Source organism: Nocardia yamanashiensis NBRC 100130 (genome assembly GCF_001613325.1).
Lineage (GTDB): Bacteria > Actinomycetota > Actinomycetes > Mycobacteriales > Mycobacteriaceae > Nocardia > Nocardia yamanashiensis.
This window is the reverse complement of sequence record NZ_BDCD01000008.1, coordinates 1-13,883: the sequence shown is the minus strand read 5'-3', so window position 1 is coordinate 13,883 and position 13,883 is coordinate 1. Positions and strand designations below refer to the sequence as shown.

The window sequence follows — 13,883 nt, the reverse complement described above, 5'->3', positions numbered from 1 at the left end:
GCGAATCACGCGGCTAGCGCAGTTCCTCCCGCCGGCGCAGCGCATTCAGCACCCGGGTGATCTGGGCCAGGGATTCCGGCGCGGTCATCTGCCAATGGGTGGCCGGGACGGCGTGGCTGTGCACCATGCCGTCGATGGCCTGCCGCCAGCTCGAGACGCCGATGGTGGAGCTCGGATCATCCAGGGCGGCGGCGAAATACAGCAGATCGCCCTTGAAGCGGCGCGGCTGGTAGGCCGCGATGAGACCCAGCGACGCGACGCCCGAATCGATGATGCGGGTGACCCGGTCCGCGCCCATGGAGGCGAACGGTTCCGGCAGCGCGGACAGGCGCTCGGCCAAGGCCGCCGGATCCAGTTGCGCCGGATCCAGTTCGGCGGCGTCCGGGAGCAAGCCGCCCAGCAGTTCCGCCACCGGCAGGACCGCCGATTCGGTGTCGGCCGCATCCACGTCCAGGGAGCTGTCCAGCATGGCCAGGGTCGCGACCTGCTGGCCCTGCTCCTGCAATTGGACGGCCACGGCGTGCGCGATGACGCCGCCGAGAGACCAGCCCAGCAGGTGGTACGGGCCCTCGGGCTGGACCTTGCGGATCTCCTCGATGTAGCGCCGCGCCCAGGATTCGATGGAATCCGGCAGTGCCGCAGCCGATCCCAGGGTAGGCGATTGCAGGCCGTAGATCGGGCGGTCGCCGTCCAGGCCGGCGGCCAGGCCCGCGAAGGACCAGGCCACGCCGCCGATCGGGTGGATGCAGAACAGCGGGGCGCCGGAGCCGTAGGGACGCAGCGGGAGCAGCACATCGAAGGCCGCGCTCGCGTCGAGAGCGCCTGCGGCGCGCTGCAATTCGGCCACCAGATCGGCGGGGGTGGGCGCGGTGAACAGCACCACCACCGGGATCTGCTGCCCGAGCGCAGCGCTCAGTTCCGCGACCAGCCGCACGGCGATCAGCGAGTTGCCGCCGAGCTCGAAGAAGTTGTCGTCGAGCCCGATCCGTTCCTGATCCAGCACCGTGGCGAAGGCGGCGCACACGATGGTCTCCAGTTCGGTTGCCGGAGCGCGGAATTCGCGGGGCGCGAACACCGGTTCGGGCAGCGCGTTGCGATCCAGTTTGCCGTTGGAGTTTAGCGGTAGCTCGTCGAGCACCACGTAGGCCGCGGGCACCATGTAGGACGGCAGCCGGTCCGACAGCGCCGAGCGCAACCGGGCCGGATCGAGATCCGCCCCGACCAGGTAGGCCACCAGCCGATCCCCGCCGTGCCCGTCCGGCTTGGCCAGCACCGCAACGCGTTCCACGCCGGGCTGGGCCAGCAGCGCCGCTTCGATCTCGCCGAGTTCGATACGGAAGCCGCGGATCTTCACCTGGAAGTCGGTGCGGCCCCGGTACTCCAGCTCACCGTCCGCACGCCAGGCCACCAGGTCACCGGTGCGGTACATGCGCTGCCCCGGTTCGAAGGGGTTGGCCACGAAGCGATCCGCGGTCAGGTCGGGACGCTCGAAGTACCCGCGCGCCAGCTGTGCACCGGACAGGTACAGCTCGCCGGAAACCCCGGCGGGCACCGGCCGCAGCCGCGCGTCCAGCACGTAGACCCGGCTGTTCCACTCGGGCGCGCCGATCGGCACGGCGAGCCGATCCGCATCGGTGACCCGGTGATTGGTGATGGACACCGCGGCCTCGGTCGGGCCGTACAGGTTGTACAGCTCCGCCGCCGGATGCGCCGCCCGGAACCGCTGCGCCAGCGCACCCGGCAGGGCTTCACCGATGGCCAGCACCCGCAGCAGCGGCGAGCCGGGACGATCGGCCCCGGCGGTGAGCAGGGCGTCCAGCATGGACGGCACCGCGTGCAGCGTGGTGACGCCTTCGCGGATCATGAGCTCGCCCAGGTAGTCCGGATCGCGATGCCCGTCGGGCGCCGCGATGACCAGCCGCCCGCCGCACACCGCCGCCGACCAGAACTCCCACACCGACAGGTCGAAGGTGGCGGCGGTCTTGAGCAGGATGGTGTCATCCGCGCTGAGCGCGAATTCCGCGTTCTTCCACTGCAATTGGTTGACGATGGCCGCGTGCGGCACGGCCACGCCCTTGGGGCGGCCGGTCGAACCCGAGGTGAAGATGACATACGCGGTGTGCTCCGGCCGCAGCGGCGCGCGCCGATCCGCGTCGGTGACCGGATCGTCCGGATAGCTGATGAGATCCAGCAGATCGATCCGCACCTGTGCGATGTCCAACGGCAGATCGGCTCCGGAGGTCAGCACCGTGACCGGATCCGCCGTGTCCAGAATGTATTCGATGCGCTCGGCAGGCTGATCCGGATCCACCGGCACATACGCACCACCCGCGACCGACACCGCATACATCGCCACCACCAGGTCCACCGACCGCCGCATGGCCAGCGCCACCCGCGACTCCGGCCCGACCCCGAGCGAAATCAAATGCCGCGCCAGCCGATACACGCGCTCACCGAGTTCCCCATAGGACACCTCGACCCGCGACTCACCGCCCGGCCCGTCGAACAACTCGCTCCCGCGCCCGGTCAGCTCACCGAAGGACAGCTGATCGACGGGACGCGCATCGGACTCGCCGAGAGACGGCAGCGCGGCACGGTGCGCGGCCAGCTCCTCGTACGACAGCTGATCGATCCGACGAACGCCCGGCTCGCCGGAGAACCTCGGCGCGCCGTGCGCGACGGTGAGCGAACCGTCGTCGCGTGAATCGCCGTACGCGGCGCTGGACGAACCGCTGTCGCGCGGAACTGCGTGCGCGGCGGACGTCGCTGGGCTCGGCCGGTCGCCCGCGTCGGCCAAGGCGATGCGGGTCGGGTTGGCGGTTGCCAGGGTGGTTGCCAGTAAGGCGGGGAGGGTGGCGGTGGCGTCCACCGGGTGTGCGGTGTTGTTCCAGGATCGGAGGATTCGGTTACGTTCGGCCGTGGCGAGGAGTTCGTACGAGCCGACCGGCCGTTCCGGTTCCACCACGATGGCGTTCAGCAGGCGGCGGAGGCGTTCGGCGAAGCCGGTCGCGGTCGCCTCGTCGTAGAGGGCGGTGGCGTAGGTGAGCTGGGCGGAGATGCCGTCGGGGGCGCCGTCGGCGGTGTAGCGGTCCACCAGCACCAGGTGCAGGTCGAACTGGGAGATGGTGGTTTCGAAATCGGCTGCGCCGACTCGCAATCCGTCGAGTTCCAGCTCGGCGGTCTCGGTGTTGTTGAAGGAGAAGCCGACCTGGAAGAGCGGGTGGCGGGCGGTGGAGCGGACCGGGTCGAGGGCTTCGACCAGGCGCTCGAAGGGGACGTCGGCGTTCGAGAGCGCGGCCAGGTCGGCGGCGCGGACGTCGGCCAGCAGGGTGTCGAAACCGGCGGCCGGGTCCACCTTGGCGCGCAGCACCAGGGTGTTGACGAACATGCCGACGAGATCGTCCAGGGCGTCCTCGCCGCGCCCGGCGACCGGGGTGCCGACGGCGATGTCATCAGTGCCCGACAGGCGGGACAGCAGCAATGCCCAGGCCGCGTGCATGACCATGAAAAGCGTTGCGCCACGGTCGCGTCCGAGGGTGACCAGGCGGTTGTGCAGATCGGCGTCGAGATCGAATTCGACCGCACCGCCCGCGGTGGACAGCACCGCCGGACGAGGCCGGTCGGCGGGCAGCTCGAGCTGATCGGGCAGTCCGGCCAGCGCCTCGGTCCAGAAGCCGAGCTGGCGGGACAGCAGCGAACGCGGATCGTCCTCGCTGCCCAGGCGTTCGCGCTGCCACAGCGCGTAATCGGCGTACTGCACCGGCAGCGGCGTCCACTCCGGGGCGTGCCCGGCGTGCCGGGCCGCGTAGGCGACCATGACGTCGCGGGCCAGCGGGGCCATGGACGCGCCGTCACCGGCGATGTGGTGCACGACCACCACCAGCACGTACTCGTCAGGGCTCCCGATCGGCGCGAACAGGCGGCCCCGGATCGGCACCGCCGCGGTCACGTCGAAACCGGCGGAGACGAAATCGGTGAGGACGCCGAACAATTCGGCGGGCTCCACCGCGACCGGGGTCAGCGACGGCAGCGCGACTTCCGACGCGGGCAGGATGACCTGCACCGGACCGGATTCGGTGAGCGGATACACCGTGCGCAGCACCTCGTGCCGCTCCAGCAGGTCCGCCATGGCCGCTTCCAGCGCCGGGATGTCCAGCGCGCCGGTGAGCCGGATGGCCATCGGCATGTTGTAGGCCGAGGATTCGCCGTCGAACCGGTTCAGGAACCACATGCGCTGCTGCGCGAGCGACAGCGGCACGGGACCGTCCCCGGTGCGCGGCACCAGCGGCGGCGCGGCGGCGAACAGCACCGCGCCGGCGTCCACGGTGGCCGCCAGCCCGGCGACCGTCGGCTGTTCGAACACCGTCCGCATGGCGATCTCGACGCCGAGGCGGGCCGAGAGCCGGGCCGAGAGCTTCACCGCGCTCAGCGAATTGCCGCCGAGGGCGAAGAAGTCGTCGTCGAGGCCGACGCGTTCCGCGCCGAGCAGTTCGGCGATGGTCTCGGCCACCGCCGTCTCGATCTCGGTCTCCGGCGCCCGGAACTCCGCGGTGCGGAACACCGGCTCCGGCAACGCCTTCCGGTCCAGTTTGGACATCGGGTTGAGCGGAATGGCGTCGATGACCATGATCACCGCGGGCACCATGTAGGCGATGAGCGAGCGGCCCACGAAGGCCCGCAGCTCGTCCTCGTCGATCACCGCGCCGGCGGCGGGCACCACGTAGGAGACGAGCGAGACGTCCCCGCTGCGGCCGGTGTGGCCGACGGTGACCGCGAAATCCACGCTCGGGTGCGCCTTCAGCGCCGAGTCGATCTCGCCCAGCTCGATGCGCAGGCCGCGCACCTTCACCTGATCGTCGGTGCGGCCCAGGTATTCGAGGGTCGGCTCGGTCAGCCCGGCGATGGGGTTGCGCACCCAGCGCACCAGGTCGCCGGTGCGGTACAGCCGCCCGCCGGGCTCGCCGTACGGGTCGGCCACGAACCGGCTCGCGCTCAGACCGGGCCGACCGTGGTAGCCGCGCGCCAGGCCCGGACCGCGCATGTACAACTCGCCGACGGCCCCGTCCGGCACCGGCCGCAACCGGGCGTCGAGCACCAGCTCCGACATGCCGTCCACGGGTTCGCCGAGCACCACCCGGCCATTGGGCCGCAGCGAATGACTCTGGTGGCTGACGATGGTGACCTCGGTCGGACCGTACCCGTTGGCGAACTCACGGGTGCCGCCCCAGCGGTCCACCAGATCCTGGCCGAAGCCCTCACCGCCGACGATGAGATGCGTCAGCCCGCGCAGGGTTTCCGGATCGAGGGTATTGAGCACGGCCGGGGTGAAGATGCCGTGCGTGACGCCCTCGGACTCGATGAGTTCCGTCATGGCCGCCCCACCGATGGTGTCCACCGGCGCCACGATCAGCGTCGCGCCGACCGGAATGGCCCACAGGATCTCCATGAGGTTGGCGTCGAAGCTGGGCGAAGTGCGGTGCAGCACACGCGCGTTCGCATCGATCGGCGAATGCACCTGCTGCACTTCGGCGATGCCGATGATGCCCGCGTTCCCGACCACCACGCCCTTGGGCAGGCCGGTGGAGCCGGAGGTGTAGACCATCCAGGCGGCATTGTCGACATGCCAGGGTCGCGTCAGTTCGGCGGGCGTGATCCGCGCGCCGGACAGCGCCTGCAGCCGCTCCACCGTCGCCGGATCGTCCAGCACGATCCAGCGGCAGGTGTCGGCGGGCAGCCGGTCGACGTACTCGGCGATCGTGATGCCCACGGGCGCGGCGGAATCCGACAGCATGAAGCCGATGCGATCGGCCGGATAGGTCGGGTCCACGGGCAGGAACGCCGCACCGGACTTGGCCACCGCGAACACCGCCGTCAGCGATTCCACCGAACGCGGAATCGACAGCGCCACGAAGGTTTCCGGGCCGACGCCGAGTTCGATGAGCATGCGGGCCAGCCGCGAGGAGCGGGCGTCCAGTTCCGCGTAGCTGACCACCTGACCGCGATAGACCAGCGCGGAGGCGTCGGGATCGATATCGACCGCGGCGGTGAAGATCTGAGCGAGCGATTGCGGCGGCAGCGCGGCCGGGCCGCGCCGGGCCAGAATGGCCGACCGCTCCCCCGGCGACAGCACCTCGACGCTGCCGATGGTCCGGCTCGGATCCTCGGTCACGGTGCCCAGCACCCGGCCGAAGCGGCGCAGCAGATCCCGCGCCGTGGACTCGTCGTAGAGGTCGGTGGCGTAGGCGATCTCCACCATCAGGTTGCCGTCGGCGTCGGGTTCCTCGCCGATGGAGAAGGTGAGATCGAATTTGGCGACGGTGTCGTCGAATTCGACCGGTTCCAGCACCAGGCCCGGCACCGCGTGCGTGCCGTTGTCCATGTCCAGGTAGTTGAGCGAGACCGTGAACAGCGGATGCCGGGACGGGTCGACCGCCACCCCGAGCGCCGTCACCACCTGCTCGAACGGCACGGTGGCGTGCGCGAAGGCGGCCAGGTCCACCGTGCGGCTCTCGGCCAGCAGTTCGGCGAAGGTGCGATCGGCGGCCGGGCGGGTGCGCAGGGCCAGGGTATTGACGAACATGCCGACCAGGCCGTCCTGCGCCGGTTCGTCGCGACCGGCCACGGCGGTGCCGACGGCGATGTCGTCGGTGCCGGACAGGCGGGCGAGCAGGGTGGACAGGGCCGCGTGCAGCACCATGAACGGGGTGGCGTGGTGGCGCTTGGCGACCTCGCGCACCCGCTCGGCCACACCGCCGCCGATACGGCCGCGCACCACCGCGCCGCGCATGGACGGCGTCAGCGGGCGGGGCCGGTCGGTGGGCAGGGTCAGTTCGTCGGGCAGACCGTCGAGAGTGGTGCGCCAGTAATCCAATTCGGCCGCGCCGACGGTCTCCAGCACGCCCCGCTTCCACAGCGCGTAGTCGGCGTACTGCACCGGCAGCGGTTCCCAGCCGGGCGCGCTGCCGGCCGCGCGGGACAGGTAGGCCAGCACCACGTCGCGCAGCAGCGGATCGGTGGACGCGCCATCGCCCGCGATGTGGTGCACGACCGCCACCAGCACATGGCTGGAATCGGATTCGCGCAGCAGCAGCGCGCGCAGCGGCAGTTCGGTGGTGACGTCGAAACCGCGGGCGGCGAATTCGTAGAAGCGTTCGACGACCGGGCCGGTGACCGTCTCGATGGGCAGGTCGATGACGGTGTCCGCGGGCAGGATCACCTGGTGGCCTTCGCCTTCGGCGTCCATCGGGTAGACGGTGCGCAGCACTTCGTGCCGGGCCATGACGTCGGCGAGCGCGGCGCGCAGGGCGTCGAGGTCGAGATCGCCGATGAGCCGGACCGCGAACGGCATGTTGTAGGCGGGCGATTCGGGATCGAGGCGATTGAGCAGCCAGATGCGAGTCTGCGCAGCGGACAACGGGATTCGCTCCGGTCGCGGCTGCGGCACCAGCGGCGGCAGGGTGCGCGCCGAGGAGCCGGTGACCAGCGCCGCCAGGGACGCGACGGTCGGCGCGTCGAAGACGGACCGCACGCCGAGGTCGCGATCGAAGGCCGCGTTGACGCGCGCCACCAACCGCATGGCCAGCAGCGAGTTGCCGCCGCGATCGAAGAAGTCGTCGTCGGCGCCGATGGGCGCGCCGCCGAGCAGCTCGCCGATCATGCCGGCCAGCATCGCCTCCGCGCCCTCGCGGGGTGCGCGGAAAGCCGTTGCGGCGGCGGTGAACTCGACCTTGGGCAGGGCGGCGCGATCGAGCTTGCCGACGCTGGTGCGCGGCATGTCGGCCAGCACCACCAGGTGCGCGGGCACCATGTAGGCCGGCAGCAGCGAGCGCGCGTGCGCCAGCACCGCGTCACCGGAAACCTCGGTGCCGGAGACGTATCCGACGAGGCATTCGGTGCCCGCGCTGTCGCGGTCGAGCACCACCACGGCATTGGCGACGCCATTGCCCGCCAGCAGCGCCGCCTCGATCTCGCCGAGTTCGACGCGCTGACCGCGCAGCTTCACCTGGAAGTCGTTGCGGCCCAAATAGACCAGGTCACCGGCACGGTTCCAGCGCACCAGGTCGCCGGTGCGGTACATGCGCGCGCCGGGCACCCCGAACGGATCGGCGACGAAGCGCTCGGCGGTGAGCCCGCCGCGATCGGTGTATCCGCGAGCCAGCTGCTCACCGGCCAGGTACAGCTCGCCGACCACGCCGGTGGGCACCGGCCGCAGCCGGGCGTCCAGCACGTAGGCGCGGGTGTTCCAGTTCGGCAGGCCGATGGCGACCTCGTAATCCGGGTCGGCATCGGTGAATTCGTGGTAGATCGCCGAAATGGCGGCCTCGGTCGGGCCGTAGGCGTTGTGCACCGCGCCGCTCACCTCGGCGCGCAGCGCGCCGAGCAGTTCCGCGGGCAGCGCCTCGCCGCCGGTGTGCAGGTGCCGGAACGAGCGCAGCGCGTCGCCGTGGCCCTCGGCCACCAGCGCGGCCAGCATGGACGGCACGTGCTCGGCGATGGTGACGCCGTGCTCGCGCATGCGGGCGGCCAGGTAGTCGAGATCCTGGTGCCCGCCGGGCCGCAGCAGGGCCAGCGGCGCACCGGTCAGCGCGGGCAGGAAGCACTCCCACACCGAGACGTCGAAGGACAGCGGCGCGCGCTGCATGATGCGGTCGGCCGCGGTCACCCCGTAGCGGTGCTCGAGCCAGCGCAACTGGTTCATGATGGCGCGATGGCTGGTGCCGACGCCCTTGGGCTTGCCGGTGGAGCCGGAGGTGAACAGCAGGTAGGCCAGGTTGTCCGGGCGCAGCGCGCACACCCGTTCGGCGTCGGTGACCGGCGCGGGCGAGAACTCGGCGACGTCGAGTTCGGTGATGTCGACCGTGCGCACCCCGTACAGGTTGGGCACGGTGGCCCCGCCGACGGCCAGCACCAGCCAGGCGTCGGAGGTGGTGAGCACGTGCGCGATGCGGTCGGCCGGATGGGCCGGATCGACCGGCACGTAGGCCGCGCCCGCGTGCACGATGGCGTAGAGGGCGACGATCAGGTCCAGGCTGCGTTCGGCGGTCACGCCGACCACGTCGTCCGGGCCGATGCCTTCGCGAATCAGCCAGCGCGCCAAGCGGTTCGCGCGTTCGGCGAGTTCCGTCCAGGTCATGGTCGCGCCGTCGAGTTCGACCGCGACCACGTCGCCGTCGGCGGCGGCGCGCCGGTCCAGCAGATCCGCGAGGGTCTCCTCGGGCAGGGCGCGGACGGTGGCATTGCGATCCGACAGCAGCAGTCCGCGTTCGGCCACCGACATGAGTTCCACGTCGGCGACGGTCACGCGCGGATCCCCGACCAGGGCGCGCAGCACCCGCTCGTAGCGGACCACGAATTCCGCGCTGGTCTCGGCGTCGAAAAGGTCGGTGGCGTAATGCAGGTGGACGTCGATGCCCGCGGGCACGCCGTCCTCGTACCGGTCGGTCAGCGTCCAGTCCTGATCGAACTGGATGGGCAGCACCCCGGCGTCGAGACCGCTGATGGACAGCTCGCGCAGGTGGAACTCCGGCTGCGCCAGGTTCTGCATGGTGAAGCCGACCTGGTAGATCGGCGAATGCGACTGGGAACGCACCGGATTCAGTACGTCGACCAGCATTTCGAAGGGGACGGCGGCATTGTCGAAGGCCGCCAGGTCGGCATCGCGAACCCGGGCCAGCACGTCCGAGAGCCGGGCGTCGGGGGCCACCTCGGTGCGCAGGGCCAGGGTATTGACGAACATGCCGACCAGGTCGTCCAGTGCCTGATCACCGCGCCCGGCGACCGGGGTGCCGACCACGATGTCGGCGGTGCCGGACATGCGGGCCAGCAGCACGGCCAGCGCGGTGTGCAGCACCATGAACGGCGTGACCTGGTGCGCGGCCGCGAAATCGACCACGGCGGCGTGCAATTCGGCGTCCAGCACGGCGGTGCGGGCGTCGGCGCGACCGGAGGCGACGGCGGGACGCGGGCGATCGGTCGGCAGCGCCAGCACATCCGGCGCGCCGGTCAGCCGCTGCTGCCAGAACCGCAGTTGCCGCGCCAGCACCGAGCCGGCGTCGTCCGGCGAGCCCAGCGTATTGCGCTGCCAGATGGCGTAATCCGCGTACTGCACCGGCAGTTCCCGCCACTTGGGGGCGGTGTCGGCGCAGCGCGCCACGTACGCCTGGGCCAGGTCGCGAGCCAGCGGGGCCAGCGACCAGCCGTCGGCGGCGATGTGGTGCACCACGATGAGCAGCACGTGGGTGTTGGGCTCGTCCTCCACGCGCAGCAGCCGGGCGCGCAGCGGCACCTCGGCGGTGACGTCGAAGACGGTGGTGGCCAGACCGGCTGCCAGGGCGAGCAATTCGGCCGCGGGCACCGGCTGCGGTTCCAGATCGACCAGGCGGGTGCCCGCGGGCAGCACCACCTGGCGGGCCACCCCGTCCTGTTCCGGGTAGAGGGTGCGCAGGGTCTCGTGCCGGTCGATCACGTCGTCGACCGCGAGCCGCAGCGCGTCCACATTGATGGAACCGACCAGGCGCAGCGCGAACGGCATGTTGTAGCCGCCGCCCGCGGCGTCGAAGCGGTTCAGGAACCACATGCGCTGCTGGGAGATCGACAGCGGGACGATCTCGCCGCGTTCCTGCCGCGTCACCGGCGGCAGCGCGGTCGCGGTCGCGGTCTCGGCGAGCCGCGCGGCCAGATCGCGCACGGTGGAGGCGTCGAAGACGGTGCGCAGCGGGATGGCCTGGCCGGTGGCCTCGGAGAGGCGGGCGACCAGCTGAGTGGCGATGAGCGAGTTGCCGCCCCGGACGAAGAAGTTGTCGGTCGCGCCGACCGCGTCCAGACCGAGCAGGTCCGCGAACACGGAGGCCACGAGAATCTCGGAATCTCCGGTGGGAGCGATGAATTCGGCCGCCGCGAAGGTGGGCGCGGGCAGTGCGGTGCGATCCAGCTTGCCGTTCGCCGACAGCGGCATCTCGTCCAGGATCACGAAGGTGGCGGGCACCATGTACGCCGGGAGCCGTTCGGCCAGCAGCGCGCGCACCGAATCCAGGTCGATGGCGGCCGTGGTCGCGGGCACCAGGTAGCCGACCAGCGCCTCGCCGCCGCTGTCCCCGCCGCGCACCAGCACGGCGGCCTGGGCGATGGAGTCGAGCGCGGTCAGCGCCGCCTCGATATCGCCGAGCTCGATGCGCAGGCCGCGCAGCTTCACCTGGAAGTCGGTGCGGCCCAGGTACTCCAGCTCCCCGTCGCGGTTCCACTTCACCAGATCGCCGGTGCGGTACATGCGCTCGCTCGCCCCGAACGGGTTGGCCACGAAGCGATCCGCGGTCAGCGCGGTGCGGGCGACATAGCCGGTGGCCAGCTGCGAGCCCGCGAGATACAACTCGCCGGGCACGCCGGCGGGCACCGGGCGCAGCCGCGAATCCAGCACGTAGACCCGGGTATTGAAGACCGGGCGGCCGATCGGGACCCCGCTCGAATCGGCGTCGGCGACCCGGTGATAGGTGACGTCCACCGCGGCCTCGGTCGGGCCGTACAGGTTGTGCAGTTCCGCGCCGGTCAGCTGGCGCAGGCGCTGCGCGGGTTCCGCGGGCAGCGCTTCACCGGAGGCGAAGACGATACGCAGCGGCCACTGCCGGCCCGCAGGCGCCGGAAGGACGGCGCCGGCATCCAGCGCCGCGACGAAGACCGCCAGCATGGACGGCACGAAGTGGGCGACGGTCACGCCGTCGCGGACGATGAGTTCGGCCAGGTAGGCCGGGTCGCGGTGGCCCTCCGGGCGCGCCACGACCAGGCGCGCGCCGATCTGCAACGGCCAGAAGAACTCCCACACCGACACGTCGAAGGTGGCGGGGGTCTTCTGCAGGACGGCGTCGGCCGCGGTGAGACCGTATTCGGCCTGCATCCACACCAGGCGGTTGACGATGGCGGCGTGGCTGACGGCGACGCCCTTGGGGCGGCCGGTCGAACCGGAGGTGAAGATGATGTAGGCGGTGTGCCCGGGCCGCAGCGGCGCATTGCGGTCCGCGTCGGTGAGCGGGGCGTCGGAGTAGCTCGCCAGCATGGCCCCGTCGCCGACGCCCAGATCGTCGATGCGGATCTGGCGGACGCCGAGATCGGGCAGATCCTCGCCGGAGGTGAGCACGCAGGCGGGAGCGGCGGTCTCGACGATGTAGCGGCTGCGTTCGATCGGGTGGTCGGGGTCCAGCGGGACGTACGCGCCGCCCGCAGCGACCACCGCGTACATGCCGATCACCAGGTCCAGGGAGCGGCGCATGCCCAGTGCGACCGGCACTTCCGGGCCGACGCCGCTTTCCACCAGGTAGCGCGCCAGCCGGTGCACGCGCGCGGAGAACTCGGCGTAGGTGAGGTAGTCGCGTTCGAAACCGACGGCGGGCGCGGCCGGATTCGCGGCCAGGGCGGCCTCGAAACCGGTGAGCAGGGTGTGGGAGGCGTCCACCATGGCGGCGGTGGCGTTCCAGGTGTGCAGCACCCGTTCGCGTTCCACGTCGTCGAACAGGTCGATATCGGCCAGGCGCACGGCGGGATCGGCGGCGACGGCGCGCAGCACGCGATGCCAGCGGCTCACGAAGGAACCGGCGGTGGCAGGGTCGAACAGTTCGGTGGCATAGCGCAGGGCGCCGCTCAGTTCGCCGTCCGCGCCGTCCTCGACCACCAGTTGCAGGTCGAACTTGGCGGTCGGATCGGTCAGCGGGACGGGCTGCACGGTCAGGCCGGGCAGGCGCAATTCCATTGCGGTGGTGGCGCTCTCGCCGAAGCTGAGCATGACCTGGAACAGCGGGGAGGCCCCGGTGCCGCGATCGGTCACCAGCTCGTCCACGATCTGCTCGAACGGCAGGTCGGCATTGGCGAAGGCGGCCAGATCGGCATCGCGCACGGCGGTCAGGAATTCGGCGAAGGGGAGTTCGCCGTCGACCCGGGTGCGCAGCGTCAGGGTGTTGACGAACATGCCGATGAGGTCGTCGAGTTCGCGTTCACCGCGGCCGCCGACGGGGGTGCCGATCGAGATGTCGCCGGAGCCGGTCAGGCGAGCCAGGGTGGCGGCGAAGGCGGCGTGCACCACCATGAACAGGGAGGAGCCGTGTTCCCGGGCGACGGCGCGCAGTCCGTCGGCGACCGAGGCGGGCACCAGGTATTCGATGGCCGCGCCGGCATTGCTGGGCTGGCCGGGCCGCGGGCGATCGAAGGGCAGCGGCAGTTGCGCGGGCGCGCCGGCGAGGGTGTCGCGCCAGAAGCCGAGCTGCTGATGCGCGAGATCGCCCGGGGTGGCGGCGGATCCGAGCACCTCGCGCTGCCACAGGCTGTAGTCGGCGTACTGGACGGCCAGCGGCTCCCACGCGGGGGCCGCGCCGGACAGGCGGGCGTGGTACGCGGTCATCAGATCGGTGATCAGCGGCCGCAGCGACAGCGCGTCGCCGTTGATGTGGTGCACGACCACGACCAGCACGTATTCGGGGGCCGCAGGGGCATCCGAGCCGTGATCCACCACCAGCAGCGCGACGCGCGAGGGCAGTTCGCGGGTGACGTCGAAGGTCGCGGTGGCGAGGGCGGTGACCGCCGCCGTCACCTCGTCCGGCCGCACCGGCACCGGGTTCAGGCTCAGCCCGACCTCGGCGGCGTCCAAAAGCTGCTGGTACGGGCCGGATTCGTCCTCCGGATAGATGGTGCGCAGGGATTCGTGGCGGGCCAGTACGTCGAGCACGGCGGCTTCCAGGGCCAGCGCGTCGAGCTCGCCGGTGAGGCGCAGCACCGCGGGCATGTTGTACAGGCTCGCGCCCTCGCCCTCGTGCTCCAGGCGGTTGAGGAACCACAGCCGCTGCTGCGCGGGCGAGAGCGGCACCCGGTCGGGGCGCGGGCCCGCGGTGAGCGCGGGGCGGGGC

Annotated in this window: 1 pseudogene; it reads right to left on the bottom strand. The window is 71.2% G+C overall.

The window, feature by feature from the left end:
* Window positions 1-13: 13 nt before the first annotated feature.
* Window positions 14-13,843: pseudogene (locus NY1_RS08445) on the bottom strand (amino acid adenylation domain-containing protein); the annotation flags it as partial.
* Window positions 13,844-13,883 lie beyond the last annotated feature (40 nt).